General features: G+C 74.8%; 19 protein-coding genes and 1 pseudogene. 5 read left to right on the forward strand and 15 right to left on the reverse strand.

Features of this window, described 5'->3' with window-relative positions; all coding sequences use genetic code 11:
• Positions 1–25 precede the first annotated feature (25 nt).
• The gene (locus ACIPSC_RS04025) at positions 26–1,204 is read right to left on the reverse strand and encodes a M64 family metallopeptidase (RefSeq protein WP_400822774.1); all 1,179 of its coding nucleotides are present in this window, start codon (positions 1,202–1,204) and stop codon (positions 26–28) included.
• 238 nt (positions 1,205–1,442) lie between these two features.
• Complete coding sequence (locus tag ACIPSC_RS04030) at positions 1,443–2,669, reverse strand: benzoate/H(+) symporter BenE family transporter (protein ID WP_400822775.1); 1,227 nt, start codon at positions 2,667–2,669, stop codon at positions 1,443–1,445.
• Positions 2,670–2,888: 219 nt separating this feature from the next.
• On the opposite strand from ACIPSC_RS04030, the gene ACIPSC_RS04035 reads away from it, so the two are divergent.
• Positions 2,889–3,812, forward strand: coding sequence for a hypothetical protein (locus ACIPSC_RS04035; RefSeq protein ID WP_400822777.1), 924 nt, complete (start codon positions 2,889–2,891; stop codon positions 3,810–3,812).
• A 78-nt stretch (positions 3,813–3,890) separates the two neighbouring features.
• Here the strand turns inward: ACIPSC_RS04035 and ACIPSC_RS04040 are convergent, their stop codons facing one another.
• Genes ACIPSC_RS04040 through pdhA form a run of 3 tightly spaced genes read right to left on the reverse strand, consistent with a single transcriptional unit; the run spans position 3,891 to position 7,455 of the window.
• Positions 3,891–5,312 (reverse strand): dihydrolipoamide acetyltransferase family protein, encoded by a 1,422-nt coding sequence (locus ACIPSC_RS04040; RefSeq protein WP_400822779.1) that lies wholly within the window; start codon positions 5,310–5,312, stop codon positions 3,891–3,893.
• Between the two features lie 14 nt (positions 5,313–5,326).
• Positions 5,327–6,301: an alpha-ketoacid dehydrogenase subunit beta gene (locus tag ACIPSC_RS04045; RefSeq protein ID WP_374209102.1), complete on the reverse strand. Its 975-nt coding sequence runs from the start codon at positions 6,299–6,301 to the stop codon at positions 5,327–5,329.
• Entirely contained in the window at positions 6,301–7,455 is a 1,155-nt protein-coding gene (pdhA, locus tag ACIPSC_RS04050; protein ID WP_400822781.1) for a pyruvate dehydrogenase (acetyl-transferring) E1 component subunit alpha, read from the reverse strand. Before pdhA ends, ACIPSC_RS04045 begins: the two co-directional genes overlap by 1 nt.
• A 379-nt stretch (positions 7,456–7,834) precedes the next feature.
• Between pdhA and ACIPSC_RS04055 the strand changes: the two genes are divergently transcribed.
• Together ACIPSC_RS04055 and ACIPSC_RS04060 are read left to right on the forward strand one after the other, a co-directional pair.
• Entirely contained in the window at positions 7,835–8,494 is a 660-nt protein-coding gene (locus tag ACIPSC_RS04055; protein WP_400822783.1) for a response regulator, read from the forward strand.
• A 111-nt stretch (positions 8,495–8,605) separates the two neighbouring features.
• On the forward strand, positions 8,606–9,694 hold the full coding sequence (locus tag ACIPSC_RS04060; RefSeq protein WP_400822785.1) for a phosphotransferase enzyme family protein: 1,089 nt from the start codon (positions 8,606–8,608) through the stop codon (positions 9,692–9,694).
• 9 nt (positions 9,695–9,703) lie between these two features.
• Here the strand turns inward: ACIPSC_RS04060 and ACIPSC_RS04065 are convergent, their stop codons facing one another.
• The 5 genes from ACIPSC_RS04065 to ACIPSC_RS04085 all read right to left on the reverse strand — a co-directional run bounded on the left by ACIPSC_RS04065 (position 9,704) and on the right by ACIPSC_RS04085 (position 16,418).
• Complete coding sequence (locus ACIPSC_RS04065) at positions 9,704–11,491, reverse strand: protein kinase (protein WP_400822787.1); 1,788 nt, start codon at positions 11,489–11,491, stop codon at positions 9,704–9,706.
• A 111-nt stretch (positions 11,492–11,602) separates the two neighbouring features.
• On the reverse strand, positions 11,603–13,042 hold the full coding sequence (locus ACIPSC_RS04070) for a protein kinase (RefSeq protein ID WP_400822788.1): 1,440 nt from the start codon (positions 13,040–13,042) through the stop codon (positions 11,603–11,605).
• Positions 13,043–13,365: 323 nt separating this feature from the next.
• On the reverse strand, positions 13,366–13,935 hold the full coding sequence (locus ACIPSC_RS04075) for a bacterial proteasome activator family protein (protein WP_400823330.1): 570 nt from the start codon (positions 13,933–13,935) through the stop codon (positions 13,366–13,368).
• A 280-nt stretch (positions 13,936–14,215) separates the two neighbouring features.
• Positions 14,216–14,773: a hypothetical protein gene (locus ACIPSC_RS04080; protein ID WP_400822789.1), complete on the reverse strand. Its 558-nt coding sequence runs from the start codon at positions 14,771–14,773 to the stop codon at positions 14,216–14,218.
• Positions 14,774–15,440: 667 nt separating this feature from the next.
• Entirely contained in the window at positions 15,441–16,418 is a 978-nt protein-coding gene (locus ACIPSC_RS04085; protein ID WP_400822791.1) for an NAD(P)H-quinone oxidoreductase, read from the reverse strand.
• 153 nt (positions 16,419–16,571) lie between these two features.
• Between ACIPSC_RS04085 and ACIPSC_RS04090 the strand changes: the two genes are divergently transcribed.
• Positions 16,572–17,681 carry a potassium channel family protein gene (locus ACIPSC_RS04090; protein WP_400822792.1) on the forward strand — a complete coding sequence of 370 codons (1,110 nt, stop codon included), beginning with the start codon at positions 16,572–16,574 and terminating at the stop codon, positions 17,679–17,681.
• Positions 17,682–17,715: 34 nt separating this feature from the next.
• Here ACIPSC_RS04090 and ACIPSC_RS04095 read toward each other — a convergent pair whose 3' ends face one another.
• The 4 genes and pseudogenes from ACIPSC_RS04095 to ACIPSC_RS04110 all read right to left on the reverse strand — a co-directional run bounded on the left by ACIPSC_RS04095 (position 17,716) and on the right by ACIPSC_RS04110 (position 21,917).
• Positions 17,716–18,921, reverse strand: coding sequence for a molybdopterin molybdotransferase MoeA (locus ACIPSC_RS04095; protein WP_400822793.1), 1,206 nt, complete (start codon positions 18,919–18,921; stop codon positions 17,716–17,718).
• Positions 18,918–19,917: pseudogene (locus ACIPSC_RS04100) on the reverse strand (NTP transferase domain-containing protein); the annotation flags it as partial. The gene ACIPSC_RS04095 and the pseudogene ACIPSC_RS04100, both read right to left, overlap by 4 nt.
• A 102-nt stretch (positions 19,918–20,019) precedes the next feature.
• A complete protein-coding gene (locus ACIPSC_RS04105; RefSeq protein ID WP_400822794.1) occupies positions 20,020–20,967 on the reverse strand; it encodes an MBL fold metallo-hydrolase in 948 nt (315 codons plus the stop codon).
• A gap of 188 nt (positions 20,968–21,155) precedes the next feature.
• Positions 21,156–21,917, reverse strand: coding sequence for a polyprenol monophosphomannose synthase (locus ACIPSC_RS04110; protein WP_400822796.1), 762 nt, complete (start codon positions 21,915–21,917; stop codon positions 21,156–21,158).
• Positions 21,918–22,164: 247 nt separating this feature from the next.
• Here ACIPSC_RS04110 and manA point away from each other — a divergent pair, with 247 nt between their 5' ends.
• A complete protein-coding gene (gene manA / locus ACIPSC_RS04115) occupies positions 22,165–23,364 on the forward strand; it encodes a mannose-6-phosphate isomerase, class I (RefSeq protein WP_400822797.1) in 1,200 nt (399 codons plus the stop codon).
• Positions 23,365–23,436: 72 nt separating this feature from the next.
• Here manA and ACIPSC_RS04120 read toward each other — a convergent pair whose 3' ends face one another.
• Positions 23,437–24,858: an acyltransferase family protein gene (locus ACIPSC_RS04120; protein WP_400822799.1), complete on the reverse strand. Its 1,422-nt coding sequence runs from the start codon at positions 24,856–24,858 to the stop codon at positions 23,437–23,439.
• Positions 24,859–24,966 lie beyond the last annotated feature (108 nt).

The following is a 24,966-nucleotide window of genomic DNA, read 5'->3' on the forward strand; positions in this document are numbered from 1 at the left end:
CTGTACGGGTCGGGTACGAAGCGCCTCAGCCGGTCACCGTCCAGGAGACCGACCTCGTCATGTAGCGGTCGCGGAAGGCCTCGTCCCGCACCCAGTCGGTGGTGTCCCGGACGGTGGCCGTGACGGTGGCGCCGTGCCCGGCGGGCAGGTTGAGCTGGGCGGTGTCGAGCCAGCTGCGGTCCGCCGCCTGCGGCTCCACCGGGACGCCGTCCACCGTCCAGTCGACCTTGAGCTGCCGCGCGCCGGCCAGCGGCAGCGGGCGGACCTCCAGGCGGGGCCGGCCGGCCACCTCGCCGGGGGCGGGCACCGGGGCGTCGGTGGGCCGGACCCGGCGGTAGAGCTCCTCGATGATCGCCTCCCGCGAGGGCAGGTTGTACGCGCCGCCGAGGGTGCGCATCACCGAGTCCTGGGTGGGCCGGTAGATCCCGTTCGCGCTCCGGTAGGCGCCGATCGTCCCGCCGCCGTCCGGGGACTCCGCGCCGAGCCAGCGCCACCACTTGTTCTGCTTGCGGCGCATCTCGTCCGCGCTCTCGGTGGAGAGGTTGGGGTAGTCGGCGTCGTCCGGGGCGCTGTCGTACTCGTCGCCGAGGTCGCCCACGGTGTGCCCTATCTCGTGCTGGATGATCCGCCCGGCGTCCTGGCTGCCGCCGGCCAGGGTGGTGACGCCGGTGCCGCCCGCACCGCCGTACTCGGTGGAGTTGGCCAGCGCGATCAGGTACTGCGGGCCGTCCCCGTCGCCGGCGAAGCGGGCGGTGGCGGACTCGTCGGCGCAGAGCAGCCGGGCGGTGCCCTCGCACCAGAAGTGCATGCCGAGCGGGGTGTCCGGGTGGCGGCCCCGGCCCTCGGTCTCGGCGATGCCGGAGACCGCGGAGACCACCTCGACCCGCCTTATGTTGAAGAAGCCCTGGTAGCTGCGGAACGGCTCGATCTCCATCAGCGCCCGCCAGGCCCGGTCGGCCTGCTGGCGGAAGAGGTCCTGCTCGTCGGCGGTGTAACCGTCGCCGAGCAGGACCAGGGTGATGCGATTGGCCGGGTCGCCGGTCCGCCTTATGTCGACGGTCGGGGCGGCGCCGCCGGCGCGCAGGTCGGCGCGCTGGGCGGTGTGCGGCGGCACCGCCCGGTCGGCGGGGGCACCGGGACCGATCACGCCGAACGGCGAGGGGCCGGCCAGCTCCAGGGCGGCCGGGAGTACGGCAGTGGACACCAGCACGAGCGCGGCCAGACTCCGGACGAGACGGCCAGGGTTGCCAGGCGGCATACGGGTGCGTCCTCGGGGATCCGGTCACCCGGCGTCGCCCGGGTGGTGGACGCGAAGACGTACCCGGCCCGGCGCGTCTCCCCTCCGGTCCGGCGAAAAAGTCACCGACCTGGCCGAACAACCAGGATCACACCGGTCATACCGATGAGTCCGTTCAGAGGGACCGCGCTCACGGACCGTGATCTCAGCCGCCCCGGCGGACCTCCAGCACCAGGTGGGTGGCGAGGCCGAGGAGCAGGCCCCAGAACGCCGAGCCGATGCCGAGCAGGCTCATCCCGGAGGCGGTGGCCAGGAAGGTCACCAGCGCGGCGTCCCTGCCGCGCTCCTCGGCGACCGCGGTGGCCAGGCTGCCCTGGAGCGAGGCCAGCAGCGCCACCCCGGCGACCACCGCGATCAGCTCCTTCGGCAGACCGGTGAACAGGCTCACCAGCACCCCGCCGAAGCTGCCCACCAGCAGGTAGAGCGCGCCCGCCGACATCCCGGCGACATAGCGGCGGCGCGGGTCGGGGTGGCTCTCCGGACCGGCACAGATGGCGGCGGTGATCGCCGCGAGGTTGACCCCCGGCGAGCCGAACGGCGCCAGCAGGACGGAGAGCCCGCCGGTGGCCCCGATCAGCAGCCGGTCGTCCGGCCGGTAGCCGAAGGCCCGCATCACGCCGAGGCCGGGCGCGTTCTGCGAGGCCAGCGCGACGATGGTGAGCGGCAGCGCCAGGCCGACCATGGCCGGCCCGGAGAAGGCGGGCACGGTCAGCTCCGGCCGGGTCGGGCCGCCCGGGCCCAGGTGCAGCGGCAGACCGACGGTGGCGGCCGCCAGCACCCCGCCGGCCAGCAGCGCGGCCGGGACGGCGTACCGCGGCACCAGCCGCTTGGCCAGCAGGAATGCCGCGAAGCTGCCGAGCACCAGGACGGGCGCGCCGTGCACCGCCCCGAAGATCCCGGCGCCGAAGGAGAAGAGGATGCCCGCCAGCATCGCGTTGACGATGCCCGCCGGGATCGCGGCGATCAGCCGGCCGAACAGCCCGGTGACGCCGAAGAGCGCCACCACCACCGCGCTCACCAGGAAGGCGCCGACGGCCTCCCGGTAGGGGTACTCGCCGAGGCTGGTCACCAGCAGCGCCGCCCCCGGGGTGGACCACGCGGTGATCACCGGCGTCCGGGTCCACCAGCTGAGCAGCAGACAGGTGAGCCCGCTGCCGATCGCCACGGCCCAGATCCAGGACGCGGTGTGCGCCTCGTCCAGCTTCCCCGCGGCGGCCGCGGCGAGCACCACCACCAGCGGCCCGGAGAACGAGACCACGATGCACACCAGCCCGGCCAGCAGCGCCGGGACGGAGGCGTCCCGGCGCAGCGAGCGGCGGTCCCCTGGGTCGGTACGGCGGTCCTTCGAACGGGTTATCAGCTCCTCTGCCATCCCCGCAGTATCCCGAAGGGACCCCCTCGGCGGGCCGCCCGAAAGAATCTCGAAAAACTTCCGAACCCACCTGCAACCCCCCGCGGGGATGGACGTCTTTACGGATGAAGGCACGGAGAGCGAGACCGGCAGAGCCGGGGGGCGCTTCCGCTCGGTAGGAGCGGGGCCGGTCGTCTTCACCACCACACCGTCAGAACGATGACCCTGGGGAGTCACGTCATGCGTACGTCCGTTATCAACCGTTTTGCGAAGAACGACCGCGCCTTCTCCGGCCGCCGGGCCCTCGCCACCCTGGCCACCACCGTCGTGCTGGCCGGCGGCGTGCAGATCCTCGCCACCGACACCGCCTGGGCCTGCGGGGACGTCCGCTACAGCACCCCGCCGGCGATCGACGCCCCCGGCGCGAACAAGGCGCTCGCGCCCGTCGCGGACTTCCGGGGCCCCGTCGCCGCCACCATCGGCGCCGACGGCTCGTGGACCGAATTCAGCGTGGGGATGGCCAACTTCACCGGCGCCGAGCTGCCGAAGGTCGTGCCGGGCTTCGGTCTGGCGAGCACGACGCGGGGCACCTCCCTCCGCGCCGAGGACGTCCGGGTCGAGGTCATGACGCAGGGCGCGTGGAAGCCGCTCAAGCTCAACCAGGGCTGCGCCGGGCTCGACGCCGACCTCAACTCGCTCCGGACCAGCCTGCCCGACGGCCGGTCGGCCAACCTGATGTTCCGGGTCTCCCTCTCGCCGGACACCCCGCAGGGCCTGAGCGAGGTGGCCGTGGTGACGGACGCCGACGCGGGCAACGGCCAGCAGGGCCGCTGGGGCTTCCACACCGTCAAGGTCACCCACCCGAAGGCCGCCCCGGCGGCCAAGCCGGCCGCCGCCAAGCCGGCGCCCGCCCAGCCGGCCGCCGCCAAGCCCGCGCCGGCCCAGGCCGCCGACGGCAAGGCCGTGACCGCACCGGTGGCCCCCGCCGCGCCCGCCGCCGCCGCGCCCGCCGCGCCCGCCGGTGCCGCGCCGGCCGGCACCGGCGAGCTGGCCCAGACCGGTGCGACCACCCCCACCGGCTTCCTCGCCGCCGCCTCCGCCGCCGTCCTGGCCCTGGGCGCCGGCGTCATGATCGCCGTGCGCCGGCTGCGTCCCCAGCGCTGACCGGCCACGGCAACAGAAGGGGCCCCTCCCCCGCACGGCGGTGCGGGGGAGGGGCCCCTCTTCGACCTCCCGGGCCGGTCAGCCCCAGGTGATCAGGCGCTTCGGGTGCTCCAGCAGCGCGGCCACGTCGGCCAGCACCCTGGAGCCCAGCTCCCCGTCCACCAGACGGTGGTCGAAGGAGAGCGCGAGGGTGGTCACCTGACGCGGGACGACCTTGCCCTTGTGCACCCACGGCAGTTCCCGGACCGCGCCGAAGGCGAGGATCGCCGCCTCGCCCGGGTTGAGGATCGGGGTGCCGGTGTCGACGCCGAAGACGCCGACGTTGGTGATGGTGATCGTGCCGCCCTGCATGTCCGCCGGCGAGGTCTTGCCCTGGCGGGCGGTGTCGATCAGCTCGCCGAGCGAGACCGCCAGGCCCGAGAGCGTCTTGCCGCCCGCGTCCTTGATGTTCGGGACGATCAGGCCGCGCGGGGTGGCCGCGGCGATGCCGAGGTTCACCTGGCCGCGGATGACGATCTCCTGGGCGGCCTCGTCCCAGTGGGCGTTGATCTCCGGGTGGCGCTTGATCGCGACCAGCAGCGCCTTGGCGACCAGCAGCAGCGGGCTGACCCGGACGTCCCGGCCCAGCTCGCCGCTCTCCTTGAGCCGGCGCACGAACTTCATCGTCCGGGTCACGTCGACCTGGACGAACTCGGTGACGTGCGGCGCGGTGAACGCCGAGGCGACCATCGCCTGTGCGGTCGCCTTGCGGACGCCCTTGACCGGCACCCGGACGTCGCCGGCGCCGGACACCACGACCGGCACGGCCACCGGCGCCTCGGGGGCGGCCGGGGCCTCCACCGGGGCGGCGGGCGCGGCCGCGGCGGCGGCGTGCGCGTGGACGTCCTCGCGGGTGATCACACCGGCCGGGCCGGTCGGGGTGACGGCCCGCAGGTCGACGCCGAGGTCCTTGGCCAGCTTGCGGACCGGCGGCTTCGCCAGCGGCCGCTCGCCCGAGGGCTGCTCCGGCACCACCGGCGCGGGGGCCGGGGCGACGGGGGCCACGGGCGCCACCGGTGCGGCCGGAGCCGGGGTGGCGACCTTGGTGGTGGTCGTGGTGCGCCGGGCCCGGCGCTGGGTGCCGCCGGTGCGCGGGCCGTAGCCCACCAGCACCGCGCGCCGCTCCGGCTCGGCCGGCTCGGCCTCGGCCGGCGCGGGGGCGGCCGCGGGTGCGGGCACCGCCGGGGCGGCCGCCCCGGCCTCGCCGGCCACCGCGACCGAGATGATCACGGTGCCGACGTCGACCGTCGCGCCCTCCGGGAAGAACAGCTGCTCCACGACCCCGTTGAACGGGATCGGCAGCTCCACGGCGGCCTTGGCGGTCTCCACCTCGCAGACGACCTGCCCGTCGGTGACGGTGTCACCGGGCTTGACGTACCAGCTGAGGATCTCGGCCTCGGTGAGGCCCTCGCCCACGTCGGGCATCTTGAACTCGCGGAGCGAGCGGACTTCGGTGGTCATGGTCGCTCCCCGGTTCAGTACGCGAGCGCGCGGTCGACGGCGTCGAGCACGCGGTCCAGGTCCGGGAGGAAGGCCTCCTCGACCCGGGACGGCGGGTACGGCGCGTAGTAGCCGCCGACCCGCAGGATCGGCGCCTCCAGGTGGTAGAAGCACTTCTCGGTGAGGCGGGCGGCCAGCTCGGCGCCCATGCCCAGGAACACCGGCGCCTCGTGCACCACGATGCCGCGCCCGGTCCGCTTGACCGACTCCTCCAGGGTGGCGAAGTCCACCGGGGAGAGCGAGCGGAGGTCCACGACCTCCAGCCGGCGGCCGTCCTCCTCCGCCGCCGCGGCCGCCTCCAGGCAGACCTTCACCATCGGGCCGTAGGCGATCAGCGTGGCGTCGGCGCCGGGGCGGACGATCCGGGCGGCGTGCAGGTCCAGGTCGGCCGCGTCGCCGACCTCGCCCTTGTCCCAGTAGCGGCGCTTCGGCTCCAGGAAGATCACCGGGTCGTCCGACTCGATCGCCTGGCGCAGCATCCAGTGCGCGTCGTGCGCGTTGGACGGCGTGACGACCTTCAGGCCGGCCGTGTGGGCGAAGTACGCCTCGTGCGACTCGCTGTGGTGCTCCACCGCGCCGATGCCGCCGGCGTACGGGATGCGCACGGTGACCGGCATCTTCACGTGGCCCAGGGCGCGAGCGTGCATCTTCGCCAGCTGGGAGACGATCTGGTCGAACGCGGGGTAGACGAAGCCGTCGAACTGGATCTCCACGACCGGGCGGTAGCCGCGCAGGGCCAGGCCGATCGCGGTGCCGACGATGCCGGACTCGGCCAGCGGGGTGTCGATGACCCGGCCGTCGCCGAAGTCCTTCTGCAGACCGTCGGTGATCCGGAACACGCCGCCGAGCTTGCCGATGTCCTCGCCCATCAGGACGGTCTTCGGGTCGTTCTCCAGCGACTTGCGCAGCGCCTCGTTCAGCGCCTTCGCGATGCTGAGCTGACCGGCCATCAGAGGTTCTCCCCCGCCTCGAAGGAGGCCGCGTACTCCAGGTACTCGGCCCGTTCCTCATCGACCAGTGCGTGCGGCTCCGCGTACACGTGGTCGAAGATCAGGGTCGGGTCCGGGTCCGGCATGCTCCGCACGCCCTCGCGCACCCGCAGCCCCAGCTGCTCGCTCTCGGCGTCGATCGAGGCGAAGAACTCCTCGTCGGCCAGGCCCTCCTTCTCCAGGAGAGCCTTGAGCCGGATGATCGGGTCCTTGGCCTTCCAGGCCTCGGTCTCCTCGGCCAGCCGGTAGCGGGTGGGGTCGTCGGAGGTGGTGTGCGCGCCCATCCGGTAGGTGAACGCCTCGATCAGCACCGGGCCGTTGCCGCTGCGGGCGTGGTCGAGCGCCCAGCGGGTGACGGCCAGGCAGGCCAGCACGTCGTTGCCGTCGACCCGGACGCCCGGGAAGCCGAAGCCGGAGGCCCGCCGGTACAGCGGGATCTTGGTCTGGGTGGTGGTGGGCTCGGAGATCGCCCACTGGTTGTTCTGGCAGAAGAACACGACCGGGGCGTTGTAGACCGAGGCGAAGGTGAAGGCCTCGTTGACGTCGCCCTGGCTGGAGGCGCCGTCGCCGAAGTAGGCGATCACCGCGTCGTCCGCGCCGTCCTTGGTGACGCCCATCGCGTAACCGGTGGCGTGCAGGGTCTGCGAACCGATCACGATCGTGTAGAGGTGGAAGTTCTTCTCGTTCGGATCCCAGCCGCCGTGGTTCACGCCGCGGAACATGCCGAGCAGGTTCAGCGGGTCCACGTCGCGGCACCAGGCCACGCCGTGCTCGCGGTACGTGGGGAAGGCGTAGTCGCCGGTGCGCATGGCCCGCCCGGACCCGACCTGGGCGGCCTCCTGCCCGAGCAGCGAGGCCCACAGGCCCAGCTCGCCCTGGCGCTGCAGCGCGGTGGCCTCCGCGTCGAACCGGCGCACCAGCACCAGGTCGCGGTAGAGGGCGCGCAGCTCCTCCGGGGTGGTGGTGAGCGGGAAGTCCTTGTGCTCGACCCGCTCCCCTTCCGGGGTGAGCAGCTGTACGAGCTCCGGCTGGGCGTCCGTACCCGTGGCGCGGAGGGTGTCAGGGACGCCGGGGGCCGCCTTCTTGCGAGCCCTCGCCGTGCTTTTGACGGTCACGTTCACTCCTCGGTCTGTCCGGCCGCCCGGGGTCGCCGGTGACCGGTCCGGTCACCGCCTTGCGGGGCGCGCGTGGGTGTGCGCACCGGCTGCGAGGCTGGTGGTGATCCTGTTCCGACGGCGTCCCTCACGAGAACGTTACCCAGCGGCAGCCCTTGGCGCCCTTGCGCTAGGACGTCCTACTTGTTGGGCTCCGACAACTGCGGGTGTGGCGCAGCTCTCAATTCGGTCGCCTTCAGGACACCAGCGCACGTTATCCGGGCGGAGGCCTCCGCGTAAGGGGGTTACCGGCATCGGTTTTGACCGCTCTGGCCGGATAACGATCCCGGCCCGGTGCAGGCGGGAGGTCTTTTGTAGGGTGATATGGGAGGCTTTGCGCGTGACTGATAACGGACAAATCAGGGTTTTCCTGCTCGACGATCACGAGGTGGTCCGGCGGGGCGTCCACGATCTGCTTTCGGTCGAGGACGACATCGAGGTGGTCGGCGAGGCCGGCACCGCCGCCGAGGCCATGATCAGGATCCCGGCCGTCCACCCCGACGTCGCCGTGCTCGACGTCCGGCTGCCGGACGGCAACGGCGTGGAGGTCTGCCGCGAGGTCCGCTCCCGGCTGCCGGAGATCAAGTGCCTGATGCTGACCTCGTTCTCGGACGACGAGGCGCTGTTCGACTCGATCATGGCGGGCGCCTCCGGCTACGTCCTGAAGGCGATCCGCGGCACCGACCTGATCACCGCCGTCCGGGACGTGGCGGCCGGCCGGTCGCTGCTCGACCCGGTCGCCACCAGCCGGGTCCTGGCCCGGCTGCGCGAGGGCGGCGAGAAGGAGGACGAGCGGCTGGCCCAGCTGACCAAGCAGGAGCGGCGCATCCTCGACCTGATCGGCGAGGGGATGACCAACCGCCAGATCGGCAACGAACTGCACCTGGCCGAGAAGACCGTGAAGAACTACGTCTCCAGCCTGCTGGCCAAGATGGGCATGGAGCGGCGCACCCAGGCCGCGGCCTTCGTGGCCCGGCACCAGGCCGACCAGCAGCACTGACGCGGCGTCGGCCGGAGCGCCGGCCGGCACCGCCGCGCCTCTCGGTCCCGTCGCATACACACAGCTGACGGTTTGTCAAGGACCCTCACCAGCTGGCCCTAACCTCGGGCTGTGACTTTCAGCCAGACCCTCGCCTGCGCCCCGGCCCGCCCCGACCTCTCCGCACCCCCGATAGGGACCCTCAGCCCGCCCGTCCCGCACGCCGCTCTCTCCGAGGTCCTGCGCCGCTACCGGGTGGGGCGGCTGCTGACCGCCGAGCCGGTCGCCGAGGGCCTGTTGAACCGCGGCTACCGCGTGACCACCGAGGCCGGCACGTACTTCCTGAAGTGCTACGTCGACGCCGCCACCGCCAACCGCGGGGCGATCTCCGACCACCACCGGGCGATGGGCGCGCTGCACGCGCTCGGACTGCCCGTCTCCCCTCCGCTGGGCTGCGCCGAACGCTCCGGCACGGTGGCCGCGTTCGGCGGCCGGCTGTTCGCGCTCTTCCCCTGGGTGAATGGCCGACACCGGCACGGTACCGACCTCGCCCTGCCGCAGTGCGACGAACTCGGCGCGCTGCTCGGACACCTCCACGGCGCACTCGACGAAGTCTGCGCCCCGCTCGCACAACCCGCCGGCTACCGCAGCGCCGACCCGCTCGACAGCGCGGCGCTCGCCCGCGAACTGCAGCTGCGCGCCCGCGACCACCGCCCGTACGGCGAGCTGGACGCCCTGGTGGAGCGGCGCCTCGACGAACGGCTGGACCTGCTGGCCGAACACGCCCGCCGCCGGCCGGAGCCGACGGCCGCGCCGCCCACCGGCTGGACGCACGGCGACTTCCACGGGCTCAACCTGCTGCACGAGGACGGCCGGATCGCGGCCGTCCTGGACTGGGACAAGCTCGGCCCCCAGCCGCGCGCGGAGGAGGCGGTCCGCGCCGCCACCCTGGTCTTCAACGACCGGACCACCGGGGTCCTCGACCTGGTCCGGGTCCGGCACTACTCGCAGGCCTACCGGGCCACCGGGGCCGCCACCGCGGAGCACCTGTCCGCCGCGGTGCACCGGGTCTGGTGGGAGCGGCTGAACGACTTCTGGATGCTCCAGTGGCGCTACCAGCGGGCCGACCACCGGGCCGACCCGCTCTACCCCGCCTCGGCGGGCCAGTTGGCGTGGTGGTGCCAGGAGTACGAGCAGGTCCTGGACGCCTTCGCCAACTGACCCGGGCGGTCAGCCTCCGGCCGGCGGGGTGGCCGGGCCGGTGCCGCCGCCACCGCTGCCGCCACCACCGCTGGTGGAGGTCGGCTTCGGCGGCGGCTGGGTCGCCGTCGCGCCACCGGTGGGCGTGCTGGTCCCGCCGCCCGTCGGGGTGCTGGTCGCACCGCCCGTCGGGGTCCCGGTCGCCGTCGCCGTCGCCGTCGCCGTCCGCGTCCCGGTGGCGGTCGCGGTGGAGGTCGGCGAGTGCTTGCCGGACGGCACGGTGGGCGCCGGGCTCTGGTTGCCGCCGAAGGTGTTGTCGGTCGGCTGCTGCGGCCGCCGCGTGGCCTGCGTGGTCGGCGCCGCGGTCGGGGACGGGCCCGTGGTGGGCGTCCCGGCCTCGGTCGTGGTGGCGGTCGACACCGTCGCGCTGGGCGTGGGCCCGTGCTTCGTCCCGCCGTCGCCGCCGTCGCCGCTCAGCGCGAACCCGATGCCGGCCCCGGCGGCGACCAGCACCGCCACGGCGCCGGCCACCCAGCCCCACGGGCCGCGCCGCCGCCCGGAGCCGTTCCCGTCGCCGCCGTCACCGCCCGAGCCGTCGCCGGGCCCGCCGTACGGGCCGCCGGCACCCTGGTAGGGCGTGGCCGGGGTCTGCGGCGTGGACGGCGGGAACGGCATCATCGTCGTCGCGTCGCCGGACGCACCGGCGCCGAGCACGGCGGTCTCGTCCGTGCCGATCATCGGGGTGGCCCCGCTGTGGCCCTGGCCCGCGGCCGCCAGCCCGGCCGCCGCGGCGCCCGCCGCCCAGGCCCCGCCGGCGCCGTGCATCTCGCGCAGCGCGTGCTGGACGTGGGCGCGGAACTCGTCGGCGTCCTGGAACCGGTCGTCGGGGTTCTTGGCCAGCGAGCGCAGCACCAGGTGGTCGAGCGCCGCCGGCACCCGCCCGTTCGCCTGCGACGGCGGCACCGGCGGGTCCTGCACGTGCTGGTAGACCACCGAGAGCGGGGTGTCGCCGGTGAACGGCGGGCGCAGCGTGAGCAGCTCGTAGAGCATGCAGCCGGCCGCGTAGAGGTCCGAACGGTGGTCCACCGGCTTGCCGAGCGCCTGCTCGGGCGAGAGGTACTGCGGGGTGCCCATGACCATGCCGGTCTGGGTCATCGTGCTGGCGGTGCCGGTCAGCGCGCGGGCGATGCCGAAGTCCATCACCTTCACCGCGCCGGTGGTGGTGATGATGACGTTGGCGGGCTTGATGTCCCGGTGCACGATGCCGTGCCGGTGGCTGTAGGCGAGCGCCTCCAGCACCCCGGCGATGATGATCAGCGCCTGGTCGACCGGCGGCGCCTCCTCGTCCACCAGCAGCTCGCGGACGGTGCGGCCCTCGACCAGCTCCATGACGATGTACGGCGTCGACTCGTCGCCGACGTACTCCTCGCCCGTGTCGTAGACCGCGACGATCGAGTGGTGGTTGAGCGCCGCGACGGCGTGCGCCTCGCGCGTGAACCGCAGCCGGGCGATGTCGTCCTGGGCCAGCTCGCCGCGGAGCAGCTTGACCGCGACCGTGCGGCCCAGCCGGATGTCCTGGGCGGCGAACACCTCGGCCATGCCGCCGCGGCCGAGCCGGTGGGTCAGCCGGTAACGCCCGTCGCCGACCGTGCCGAGCGGGGCCGCGGTGCCCCGGCCGGGCGTCCGGGGGCCGCCGCCGTAGGGCGGGAGCGCGGTGGTGGCACCGTCGCTACCGGCTTCGCCCGCCTTCGGGGGCTCGCCGGCCGGGCCGGCCGTCCAGGCACCCTCGTCGTCGTCCGGCTGATGCGTCTGTGCCATCGCTCCTCGCCCCGGGCCTTCGCTCGGATCGCGGTGCCCTGTCGCTTCGTATCCCCGAACGCTACCGCCTTCGGCCTTCCCCCGTAGCACGCCCGATCCGGGCGGAACGCATCAGAGCAGGCCATTCCGGTCGGTCGGGGCGTCCAGGTACAGGACGGTCGCGGGGCGCTCGGCGCTCCGCGTGGTCTTCTTCGTGGTGCCCTCCTTCTCCGCCTTGGTCACCACGATGGCGATGATGACGATCGCGAGCACGATCACGCCGATGATGATGCCGACGATCACCAGGGCCGTGGAGCAGCCGCCGCTGTTCGACGCCGGAGCCGGCTGGAACGGCGGCGCGGGCATCGGCATCGGCTGCGGCGGCGGGGTGTGCGCCTGCTGCGGGAAGGGCTGCGGCGTCTGGAACGCCGGCGGAGGGGTCTGGAACGCCGGCGGCGGGGTCTGGAAGGCCGGCGGCGGGGTGTGCGCCTGCTGCGGGAAGGGCTGCGGCGTCCGGAACGCCGGCGGAGGGGTCTGGAACGCCGGCGGGGGCGTCTGGAAGCCCTGCGGCCCCGCCTGCGGGTGGAACTGCGGCTGCGGCGTCTGCGGGGCCTGCGGCGCCGCGTGCACCGAGCGCGGGCCGTCGGTGATCACCAGCGGGGTGCTCGCGGCCAGCTGGTTGCCGTTGCCGCCCTTCTCCGCCTCGATCAGCCGCTCGGCCTCGTCGCGCATCGCCGCCGCGCTCGGGAACCGGTGCGCCGGGTCCTTGCGCAGTGCCTGGGCGACGAAGGCGTCCACCGCCGGGTTGACCGCCCGGTTGATCGTGGAGGGCGCGGCCGGCTCCTCCTGCACGTGCTTGTAGGCGATCGAGAACGCCGAGTCGCCGTCGAAGACCAGCTGGCCGGTGAGCATCTCGAAGAGCATCACGCCGACCGAGTAGAGGTCGGAGCGGGCGTCCACCGGCTTGCCGAGCGCCTGCTCGGGCGAGAGGTACTGCGGGGTGCCGACCACCATGCCGGTCTGGGTCATCGACGTGACCCCGCTGTCCAGCGCGCGGGCGATGCCGAAGTCCATGACCTTGACGGTGCCCTTGCGGTCGAACATGACGTTGCCGGGCTTGATGTCGCGGTGGACCAGGCCCTGGTCGTGCGAGGCCTCCAGCGCGTTCAGCACGCCGACGGTGATCCGCAGCGCCTCGGCGGTGGGCACCGCGCCGTACTGCGCGACCGCGTCGTTGATCACGTCGCGCAGGCCCTTGCCGTCGACCAGCTGCATCACGATGAACGGCGTGCTGGAACCGTCGGCGGCGACGTCCTCGCCGCTGTCGTAGACGGTGACGATGTTGGTGTGCTCCAGCCGGGCCACCGACTGCGCCTCGCGGCGGAACCGCTCCTTGAACGTCTCGTCGCGGCCCAGCTCGGCGTGCATGCTCTTCAGTGCGACCTGGCGGTCCAGCACGTTGTCGTAGGCGAGGTGCACGGAGGCCATGCCGCCCTCGCCGAGCACCCGCTGCAGCACGTACCTGCCGTTGCCCAGGGAGTGGCCTTCGACCGCGTTGCCGTGCTCGCTCATGGTCCTCTGCTCCCCCTCGGCGCGGCCGTGCCGCCGCGACCGTGACGTTCGGTCTCGTCCTGCGTGGTGCGGGCCCGGCCCCCTGGCCCTGCCCGCCCCTGTCGCGGCGCTCGCCCGGCCTGCGACAGGGGCCCAGGGTATCGGCTCGCGGCGACAGTGATCGGCGCAGGGCCGACACTGTGTCCGGGCCGCAACCCGTCACCCGGTGGTGGTGCGGGCGCCGGTCCGCCCGGCGCCGGGTCGTGGCGGTACGTCCCAACTCCGGCGCCGGAGGCCGGGCGGCCGTCCGCCCGGACGCCCCGCCCGGCGCCCCGGGGTGCGGCCTAGAGGTACGGGCCGGACCGGATGCCGCGGCCCTCGACGCCGTCGTCGCCCTCGTGGTCACCACCGTGCAGACCGGGCGGCAGTGCCCGGCGCATCTGCTCCAACTGCGCCCGCGCCGCCATCTGCTGGGCGAACAGCGCGGTCTGGATGCCGTGGAACAGCCCCTCCAGCCAGCCCACCAACTGGGCCTGGGCGATCCGCAGCTCGGCCTCGGTGGGGATGGAGTCCTCGGTGAACGGCAGCGACAACCGCTCCAGCTCGGCGACCAGTTCGGGAGCCAGGCCGAGCTCCAACTCCTTGATGGAGCTGGCGTGGATGTCCTTCAGCCGGGCGCGGCTGGCCTCGTCGAGGGGCGCCGCCCGGACCTCCTCCAGGAGCTGCTTGATCATGCTGCCGATCCGCATGACCTTGGCCGGCTGCTCCACCATCTCGGTCACCGGGAGCTCGCGCGGGCCTTCGGCGTCGTCACCCGCCGGCGCGGCGAAGCCCTCGCCCACCGGAAGCCCGTCCGGTCCGACGATCAGCACCTTCTGGCCGTCCTGCGGCTGCCCGCCCATGGCCTGGTACATCTCCTGCGACGAGCGCTCGTCCATCGGATTCGTCATGAACCACATTCTCCCTCACTGGGGTTGGTCGGACGGAAGCCCCCGGTTCCGGCGAACCCGCCGTTCGGTCCCCGCCGGCCGCACCGCCCGCCACCACGCACGACGCTACGCCGCCGGGCGGGCTCCGGGCATCCGTACGGATACTCAGGTCCGCGCGGCGGCGCAGCGGGGTCCGTCCGCAGCGCCCGTGCGGGGCGGGGTCCGTACGGGGCGGGGTCCGTACGGGGCGGGGCGGTGCGCGGGCTCAGCCCTTGCGCAGCCGCAGGCCGATCAGACCGAGGCCGCAGCCGATCAGGCCGAGGCCGGCCCCGAGCGGCAGCTGCCGGGTCGACGCGTCGCCCCAGCGCGCGGGGACGACGAGCGGGACGGCCGCGACGGCCTGCGGGGCGGACTCCCCCGCGGCGAGCGCCGTGTCCCCGATCCCGGTGCCGTCCTCGGCCGGCCCGTCCCCGGTGGTGTCCGGCGCGGCCGGGTCGGTGCCCGGCACCGGCTGCCCGGCCTCGACCGACTGCCCGACCTGCTGCTCGACGGGCCGCTCCACCGACTTCCCGGGCTGCTGCCCCCGGGGCCGTTCGACCGGCTGCTGCGGCGCCCGGTCCGGGGCCCGGTCCGGGGCCTGGCCGGGGGCCCGGTCGGGAACCGTCCCGGGGCGCTCGGGCGCCGAGGCCGGACGGTGCCGGTGCCCGGGGCTCCGCTCGGCCCACGGCCCGCCGGTCATCGACCGGGCGCGGCCGGCCTGGTGCGGCGGCGGCGCGGACTGCCAGAGCGGTCCCGGGACCGGCTCCCCGTCCGTGGTGGGCACGACGGGTCCCAGCGGCACGGGCGGCCCGGCGGGCGGCGGTTCCGGTGCAGCGGCAGGGGACGACGGCCCGCCGGACGTCGCGGCCCCCGCGGTGGCCGAGCCGGGCCGGACCGGACCGGACGGCGGGGCGGCGGACGGAACGGGTCCGGCCGCACCGGACGGCCCGGCGGCGGAAGACGGCTCGCCGTCGGCCGACGGCCCGGAGGAAGACGGCCCGGAGGAGGACGGCTCGGCGGGCGGAGAGGAGGCCGGCGGCCCGACCGGCTGCCCGGCGGGAGCGGACGGCCCCGCCGCGACCGCCACCGCGGCGGGGGCGAGGGCCAGCGGCACGACCAGACCGAGCACCGCCACCGCCTGCAGCGCCCGCAGTCGGCGGCCGGTACGGCATCGGGTCCGGCATCGGGTACGGCGGCCGGCGAGGCTGCGGGAGGGGACCGCGGCGGGCAGCGGCCCGAGGAGCGCGTTCGAAGGTGCGGCCACGATCGAGGTCCTTCCGACGGCCGGCCGCGCACAGGCGCGGTCGGCGGCGGGACAGCTCCCGACCAGCCTCACACAATCCGACAATCCGGGCATTTCGAACGACTGTGCACCAACCACCGCCGACCGCCCGCCGGGCCCGGCCGCCCTCCACCGGGCCGCCCGGGCCCGTCCCCGGCCCCTCCGGGCCTCAGGCCCGCAGCACCACCTTGCCGACCTGCTCGCCGTTCTCCAGCACCCGGTGCCCCTCGGCGGCGTCCGTCAGCGGCAGCACCCGGTCGATCACCGGCCGGACCACCCCGGACTCGACCAGCGGCCAGACGTGCTCGCGCACCGCCGCCACGATCGCGGCCTTCTCCGCCAGCGGCCGGCCGCGCAGATTGGTGGCGATCACCGCACCGCGCTTGCGCAGCAGGCTGTTGAGGTCGAGCTCGCCCTTCACCCCGCCCTGCAGACCGATGATCACCAGTCGGCCGTTGACCGCGAGCGCGTCCACGTTCCGCTGCAGGTACTTGGCGCCCATGATGTCCAGGATGACGTCCGCCCCGGCGCCGCCGGTGGCCTCCCGGAGCGCCTCGACGAAGTCCTGCTCCCGGTAGTCGATGGCGATGTCCGCCCCCAGCTCGGTGCAGCGGGCGAGCTTCTCCGCACTGCCCGCCGTCACCGCCACCCGGGCGCCGATCGCCTTGGCCAGCTGGATCGCCATCGTCCCGATCCCGCTCGCCCCGCCGTGCAGCAGCACCGTCTCGCCGGGCCGCAGGTGGGCGGTGAGGAAGACGTTCGACCAGACCGTCGCGACCACCTCGGGCAGCGCCGCGGCCTGCTCCGGGCTCAGCCCCTTCGGCACCGGCAGCAGCTGCCCGACCGGCACCGCCACCCGCTGCGCGTAGCCGCCGCCGACCAGCAGCGCGCAGACCTCGTCGCCGACCGCCCAGCCGGCCACCCCGGCCCCCAGCGCGGTGATCCGCCCCGAGCACTCCAGCCCCGGGTAGGGCGGGCTGCCGGGCGGCGGGTTGTAGAAGCCCTGCCGCTGCAGCAGGTCGGCCCGGTTGACGGCGGTGGCCGCCACCTCGACCAGGACCTCCCCCTCGCCGGGCACCGGATCCGGCACCTCGGCCCAGACCAGCGCCTCGGGACCGCCGGGTTCAGGAATCGTCATCGCATGCATGCCCCGAAGCTACTCCGCGCCGACCGGCCGCAGGGTGCGCCCCGCGCGGCCCGCCCGCGCGCTGCGGCCGGCACCGGCGCCCCGCGCCGCCGACACGCCCGGGCCGCCGACCCGGGGCTCCCGGCCCCGGACACGCAGGCCATCCTTGGCTGTGTGACGAACGGTGAGCAGCCCTCCGAGCCCGGCCGATCCGGCCTCCGACCGCGCCTGCCGGGGCGCCGCACGGGACGGGCGGAGAACGACGTCGAGGCCGGCGACCGGGTCGTCCTGCCGGCGCAGCAGCCGCGGCCGCCGCTGCGTCAGGTGTCCGGGCGGCTGCTGATCGCCTTCGGCGTCCTGATCGTCACCACCGTGCTGGTCTGGCTCGACCGCGACGGCTACAACGACAACGCCGGCGGCGGGGTGAGCTTCCTCGACGCGGCCTACTACGCCACCGTCACGCTCTCCACCACCGGGTACGGCGACATCACCCCGTTCAGCGACAGCGCCCGGCTCACCAACATCTTCGTGATCACCCCGCTGCGTGTGCTCTTCCTGATCATCCTGGTCGGCACCACGCTCGAAGTGCTCACCGAACGCACCCGCCGGCAGTGGCGGATCGGACGCTGGAGGTCCGCAGTGAGGGAACACACCGTCGTGATCGGCTACGGCACCAAGGGCCGCAGCGCCGTCGACACCCTGATCGGCCAGGGCGTGCGCCGGGACGAGATCGTGGTGGTCGACCCGCAGCGCAAGGTCGTCGAGCAGGCCACCCTGGACGGGCTGACCGGCGTGGTCGGCGACGCCACCCGCACCGACACCCTGCTCCGCGCCGAACTCCCCCGCGCCTCCCGGGTGGTGGTCGCCCCCGAGCGCGACGACACGGCCGCGCTGATCACCCTGACCGCCCGCCAGCTCAACCGGGGCGCCACCGTGGTCGCCGCCGTCCGCGAGGACGAGAACGCCCCGCTGCTGCGGCAGAGCGGTGCGGACGTCGTGGTCACCAGCTCCAGTTCGGCGGGCCGGCTGCTCGGCATGTCGATGCTCAGCCCGCACGCCGGCGCGGTGATGGAGGACCTGCTCACCTACGGCACCGGCCTCGACGTCCACGAGCGCCCGGTGACCCGGGCCGAGGCCGGACACAGCCCGCGCGAGTGCGCCGACCTGGTGGTCGCGGTGGTCCGCGGCCGGCGGGTGCTCAACTACAACGACCCGGAGGCCGCCGTCCTCCAGCTCACCGACCGGGTGATCACCATCCGCCCGGCCGCCCCGCCGGCCGGCTGACCGCCCCCGGCCGGCCCCGGTGAGCGGCCGGCCGTCACGGGGCCTCCAGCAGTTCGACCGCCGCTCCCGCCGCCACGCCGCCGGGCGGCACCACGGCCAGCGCGTCCGCCCGGGCCAGCCCACGCAGCATCGCCGGGCCGTCGAAGGCCAGCGGGACGGCGCCGCGCGCGGTGCGGCGCACCGGGAGCAGCCGGGTGTCCGCGGGGTGGCCTGGCAGGTCGACAGCGGCCGGCGCGAGGTCCGGCCCCTCGGCCACCCGCCCGGCCAGGGCGTGCAGCAGCGGCAGCGCCAGCGTCACGGTGCCGGCCACGGCGGCCAGCGGGTTGCCGGGCAGGCCCACCAGGTGGCGGCCTCCCGGGAGTTCGGCGAGCAGCATCGGGTGGCCGGGGCGGACGGCGACCCCGTCCACCAGCAGCCGGGCGCCGGCCTCGGCGAGGGCCCGGTGCAGGAAGTCCACCGGCCCGGCCGCCGTCCCCCCGGTGGTGACCACCACGTCGGCGGTGGAGTGCCGGACGGCGTCCCGCAGCAGGCCGAAGTCGTCCCGGACCGCGCGCACCCCGGCGATTGCGGCACCGGCCGCCCGCAGCCACGGCGGCAGCAGCGGGCCCAGCGCGTCCCGGACCAGGCCGGGCCGCGGCAGCCCGGACTCCAGCAGCTCGTCGCCCAGGACGAGCAGCTCGACCACCGGCCGGCGGCGGACGGCCAGCCGGTCGTGGCCGCAGGCGGCGGCCAGGCCCAGCACCGCCGGGCCGACCGGGGTACCGGCGGGCAGCAGCGCCTCGCCCCGGCGGCACTCCTGGGCGCGCGGACGGACGTCCTGACCGGTGGTCAGCGGGGCCGGTCCGCGGTCGTGCAGCAGCGCCCCGCTCAGCTCACCGTGCTCGCGGCGGAGCACGGCGGTGGCGCCGGGCGGCAGTTGGGCACCGGTGGCGATCTCGACGGCGGCCCCGTCGTCCAGCGCCTCCCCGGCCGGCCGACCGGCCAGCAGCCGGCCGGCCACCCGCCACGGGCCCGGTCCGGCGACCGCCCAGCCGTCCATCGCCGAGGTGTCGAAGGCGGGCAGGTCGGTGAGGGCGGCGAGCGGCTCGGCGAGGGTGTGGCCGAGCGCCTCGGCGAGGCCGACCGGCTGCGGCGGCAGCGGGCGCAGCCCGGCCCGGCGGGCGGTCTCCCGCGCCTTCGGCCAGGCCGACGGCCCGACGGCGGGCGTGCCGAGCACGGCGGGCTCCTCGACGGTGCTCACCGCTGTTCCGGCTCGGCCGCCGCGGCGGCCCACCGCTCGGCCAGCTCGGCGGTCCGCCGCGACGCCTCGGCAACGGCCTCCGGGCCGCCCCCGCGCTGCGCGGCGGCGTAGCCGATCAGGAAGGCGGTCAGCGGCGCGGCGGGCCGGTCGACGCCGTGCGCCACCACCCGGGCGAGGTCGAGCAGCCCGCGGACGTCGACCTCCAGGTCGACCCCCAGCTCGGCTCCGACCTCGGCGATCCAGTCATCCAGCGTGCGCTCCATGGGCCCCATGCTGCCCGATCGCCGGTTTCGCCGGAGTGTTTGCCCTGTGAGCGGCGCGCGTCGTTTCCCTCACGCGGCGCGGCACCGCCCGTGAGCGGGCCGCCGTGCGGGCCCGTGCGGCGGCCCGGCGGACCACGACGCCCGGCGCCTACCCGCGGTCGCGGTCGCGGTCGCGGGCCTGCTCCAGGTCCTCCCAGGTGTCGCAGTCGTAGGTCACGTCGTCGGTGTCGGCCAGCCGCAGCGTGCGCAGGCCGCCGGTCAGGCGGCGCAACGGCAGGCCGGCCGGATCGCCGAGGGAGGCGAGCGCCCCGCGCAGGGCGGCGGTGCGGTAGGCGGCGGCGAGCGGCTGGTCGCGGCCGCCGGCGTCGACCAGGACGACCGCCTCGGTCTCCCGGTCCGCCGCGGCGAGGGCGCCGGCCAGCCGCCGGACGGTCCGCTCGTCGAGGAACGGCAGGTCCGCGGCGAGCAGCAGCACGATCTCCGCCGTGGTCTCGGCGAGGCCGGCCGCGACGGCCGCCACCGGCCCGCCGCCGGGCGGGTGCTCGCGGGTCCAGCGCACCTCGGCGGCGGCGGTGGGCCGGGCCGGGCCTACCACCACGGTGGTCCGGGCGCCGGCGCAGGCGGCGAGCACCCGGTCGAGCAGCGTCGTCTCACCGACGGTCAGCCCGGGCTTGTCCACCCCGCCGAGCCGCCGGGCGGCGCCCCCGGCCGGCACGATCACGTCGTACGGCGTCATGCCGCCAGTATCCGCCCCGCCCCGCACCCGCCCGGGGGAGGCCCGGTCCCGCTCCGGTCCCGTCCGCACCGGTCCCCGCCCGGTCCCCGCCCGGTGCCGTCAGGCCTCGTCGTCCTCCGGCTCGACCGGCACGGCCGCCTCGCGTTCGGCCGGGGCCTCCTCACCGGTCTCCCGGGCGGTGTTGGCGGCGGCGCTCAGCTCCAGGACGGCCGGCAGGGTCAGCTCGCCGTACCGCTCGTTCATCGCGGTGGCCAGCGCCTCCGGATCGGCCGGGTGCTCGGCCAGCAGCCGGTCGAAGTCCTGGAGGTACTCGCCGGTGAAGGCGAGCACCCGGGCCGCGTCGTCGTCCTGGCCGGGCGCCCGGTGGCCGGCGATCACCCGGTCGGCGCCGAGGCCGGCGATCCGGCCGAGGTTGTGCACCCAGGCGGTCCGCTGCTCCGGGGTGGTGTCCGCGGTCCAGACGTGGGTGCCGTTGTAGACGAAGTCGCCGGCCACCACGGTGCGGATGCTCGGCACGTGGACCACGGTGGACCCGCTGCAGTCGCCCTGGCCGAGCAGCAGCACCGGCACCACCTGCCGGTCGATCATCAGCGGCTGGGGCAGCAGCTGCGCGGGCACCAGCGGGTGGTCTGGGATGTCGTCGCCGTAGACCGGCTTCCACTGGGCGACCTTGGCGGCGGCGGTGCGCAGGATGCCCTCCACCACCGGCGGCGCGGCGAGCAGCTGCGCGTCCGGGAAGAGCCGGAGCACCTCCTCGGCACCGAAGTAGTGGTCCGGGTGGTGGTGGGTGATCACGATGGCGAGCAGCCGGCGGCCCTTGCCGGCCACCCACTCGGCCAGCTCGCGCCCCGCACTGCGGGTGAGCTGGGCGTCGACCAGGATCGCGGTCCGCTCGCCGAGGATCAGCGTGGAGGTGGCGAAGAAGGCCGACTCGGGGCCGGTGAAGACGGCGGTCTCCAGCGGTCGGGCCGGCGGCGCCCCGTTCGCGCGGTTCGCCCCGTCCGCGCGCTCCGAGCCGGCGCTCTCCTCGGGCGGGGACGGCGTCACGGGCTGCTCCTCCTGGTCGGCGGTCGGACTCCCGGCGCCCTGCGGCACGGGAGGTACGCCCCACAGCATGGGAGCACCGGCCGCCGAAAGCTCGGAAGGCGCGCCCGGCGGCATGCAGAAGCGCCCGGGCCCACCCGTGGAGAACGGGAGGGCCCGGGCGCTCTGCGTTCCGGACGGTGTGCCGGCCGTCAGCCCTTGCGGCCGGTCAGCTTGGCGAAGCGTGCGGCGAGGCCCCAGGAGGTGACCCGCCAGAGCGCCTCGATCACGATGTGGCGGCTCATCTTGGAGGCGCCGAGCTCGCGCTCGACGAAGGTGATCGGCACCTCGGCCACCTTGAAGCCGGCCTTCACGGTGCGCCAGGCCAGGTCGACCTGGAAGCAGTACCCGGCCGAGGCGACCTCGTCCATGCCCAGGCCCAGGAGCGTCTCCTTGCGGAACGCCCGGTAGCCGCCGGTGACGTCCCGGATCGGCACGCCCAGCATCAGCCGCGAGTACGTCGACCCGCCGCGCGAGAGCAGCAGCCGCGACTTCGGCCAGTTCACCACCCGGCCGCCCGGCACCCAGCGGGAGCCCAGCACCAGGTCGGCGCCGCGCAGCGCGCCCAGCAGCCGGTCCAGCTCCTCGGGCTGGTGCGAGCCGTCCGCGTCCATCTCGACCAGGACGTCGTAGCCGTTGTCGATGCCCCAGCGGAAGCCCGCCAGGTAGGCGGCGCCCAGGCCCTCCTTGCCCCGCCGGTGCATGACGTGCACGTTCGGGTCCTCGGCGGCCAGCTTGTCGGCCAGCTCACCGGTGCCGTCGGGGCTGTTGTCGTCGGCCACCAGGACGTGTGCCTCGGGCACCGCGACGCGGACCCGGCCGACGATCCGCTCGACGTTCTCCGCCTCGTTGAACGTCGGGATGATCACCAGCACCCTGCCGAGATCAGCAAAACTCTGCTGGTTCACGGTCACGTACAAACCTCTCGGCCGGTGGCGGGAAGTGCCAGTCACCGTGCCCGCACTCTGAACGCATCCCCGTCGGCAACCCGCCGACCTGGTCACCACGGTGGAAACCACTGCGTCCTGGCATCCTACTACCGCTGCCTCGCACCCCCGGAACCGCTGCGGCACTCCCCGCCGCCGCCCACCGTTTCCCCTGCGGTGACATCGGTCGGCTAGGGTCGATCCCCGGCCTTCGAGAAGGAGCAGAACCGCGCGCATGGACAGGCTCGTCAACACAGTCCGCCCGTACGCCTGGGGTTCGGTCACCGCACTCCCGGAGCTGCTCGGACAGGAACCGACCGGAGAACCCCAGGCCGAGCTCTGGATGGGCGCCCACCCCGGCGCCCCTTCCCGCGCCGACCGCGGCGAGGGGCCCCGCGCCCTGCACGAGCTGATCGCCGCCGACCCCGAGGGCGAGCTGGGCGCCGCCGCCGTGGCGCGGTTCGGCCCCGCCCTGCCGTTCCTGCTCAAGATCCTCGCCGCCGGCATCCCACTGTCGATCCAGGCCCACCCCACCCTCGACCAGGCGCGGGCCGGCTTCGCCGCGGAGAACGCCCTCGGCATCCCGCAGGACGCCCCGCACCGCAGCTACCGCGACGCCAACCACAAGCCCGAACTCATCTGCGCCCTCGGCGACTTCGACGGCCTCTGCGGCTTCCGCCGGCCGGCCGAGGCGGCCGCCCTGCTGTCCGGGCTGGGCGTCCCCGCCCTCGCCCCGCTGATCGCCCTGCTCGGCGCCGAGGACGAGTCCGAGGCCCTGCGCAGCACGCTGGTGGCCGTCCTCACCATGGACGACGCCACCGCCGAGGCCGCCGTCCGGGACACCGCCGAGGCGGTGGAGAAGGCCGCCGCCGAGGATCCGGACGGCCCCTACGCGCTCTACACCCGGATCACCCGCGGGTTCCCCGGCGACCGCGGCCTGATCGCCGGCCTGCTGCTCAACGCCGTCCGGCTCCGGGCCGGCGAGGCGCTCTACCTCGGCGCCGGCGTCCCGCACGCCTACCTGCACGGCGTCTGCGTCGAGCTCCAGGCCAACTCCGACAACGTGCTGCGCGCCGGGCTCACGCCCAAGCACATCGACGTGCCGGAGCTGCTCAAGGTGGTCGGGTTCACCCCCGGCGCTCCGGACCTGCTGCTCCCCTCCCCCGTCGACGGCGCCCCGGGCGAGGAGCTCTACCCCGTGCCGATCGACGAGTTCCGGCTCTCCCGCTTCACCCTGGACGGCCGCGAGCGCGAGATCGACGGCCGGGCCCCGCAGATCCTGCTCTGCACCGCCGGCACCGCCCGCCTCACCGCCGCCGACGGCACCGTGCTGGAGCTCGCCCGCGGCGAGTCCGCCTTCCTGCCGGCGACCGGCACCGCCACCCGGCTCGACGGCGCCGCCGCCACCGTCTTCCGCGCCACCGTCACGCTCTGACGCGGCCCGCCGTACGGCGAAGGGCTCGCCTCCCCGTCGGGGAGGCGAGCCCTTCTGCATGCGTACCGGCGGTCAGTGGCCCCGGTGCCCGGGACCGCCCGCACCGCCCGCACCGACCTCGACCGGCACCGGCGGCTCGGTCCGGTCCGGCACGGCCCCGGTCGCCCCGGCCGCAGCCGCGGCGACCACCAGCGGGTCGACGGCCGGCCAGCGGCGGTCGACCGCCTTGCTGACCTTCTTGCCCAGCTTCTGCACCGGAAGCTCCACCAGCCGGTACATCAGCCAGCTCACCAGCATGGTCACGGCGAGGTACTCGGCCGCCCAGAGCACCTTGCCGCCGGTCGTCGGGGGCACCTTGGGCACCTCCAGCAGGTGCTGGAGGGTGTGCACCAGCGGGACGTGCAGCAGGTAGAGCGAGAAGCTGATCGCGCCGAGCCAGGTCAGCGGCTTCGGGAAGCGGCGCTTGCGCAGCGCCATGCCGATCCCGAAGGTGATCCAGGCCGCGAGGTAGGAGCCGGCCCAGGCGCGCCAGCCGGCCGTCCAGGTGTTCTGCTCCATGCCGTCGCGGTTGTACATCCAGGCGACGGCCACGCCCGCCGCGATCACGAAGCCGCAGCAGAGGATCGCCTGGAGGCGGTCGATCTGGCGGTGCTCGGCGCGGTAGAGGACGGTGCCCGCGAACATCGTCGCGAAGATCATCAGGGTCTGGTACATCGGGGCCCGGCTGTTGTTGTACATCAGCACGAAGCCCAGCAGGCCGAGCGTGATCGCGCCGGTCCGGACCAGGTTCTGGCGACCGCTGAGGATGCAGGCGAAGGCGAAGACCACGATCAGGACGGAGCCCCAGACCAGGTTCCGGGTCGAGGCGACGTCGTGGGTCAGCGTGTGGGAGGCGATGGAGGTGCCGAAGAGCAGCGCCACCGCGGCGAAGCCGACCGCGAGCGGGCCGCTGCGGCGGTGCTGGCCGACCGCGAAGAGCGCGGTGACCATGTAGTAGAAGACCATCTCGTAGCTGAGGGTCCACATGACGCCGAGGCCGTTCCAGACGCCCATGAAGTCCTGCAGCATGGTCGAGTTGGCGGCCAGGTAGACCAGGTCGTGGTCGGTGGCGAAGAGGGCGACCGATCCGTCACCCTTCGGGATGATGGCCAGCGCGAACACGATGCCGAAGACGATCGGCGGCCAGAGCCGGAAGAACCGGCCGATCCAGAACTGCCGCACGTCCCCGCGCCGCTCCAGCGAGGCCGGGATGATGTAGCCGCTGACCAGGAAGAACAGCATCACGCCGTAGAGACCGAGGTCCGCGTGCCACCAGATGAAGGCGGCCGTGCGGTCCGGCAGCATCTTCAGGATGTCGAAGTGGTGGAGGGCGACCACCAGGGCGGCCACGCCGCGGAGCGCGTCGAGCCAGCCCAGCCGACTGGCCGGCCTGCCCGCCTGGGCTTTCGTGCTTCCCCCGGCCCGGCGGGCGGACAGCTGTCGTATCGTCTTCACGGCAGGTGACAGTAGTCCATGGCGCCGCGGAGCTCCCGTCCAGAGTGCGGCGGTTGGCCCCTCCGGAGTGCCCCCCGGAGTGCCCCCCGGGGCGGCCGGCCGGCCGCG

The organism is Kitasatospora sp. NPDC090091, from assembly GCF_044747365.1.
GTDB lineage: Bacteria > Actinomycetota > Actinomycetes > Streptomycetales > Streptomycetaceae > Kitasatospora.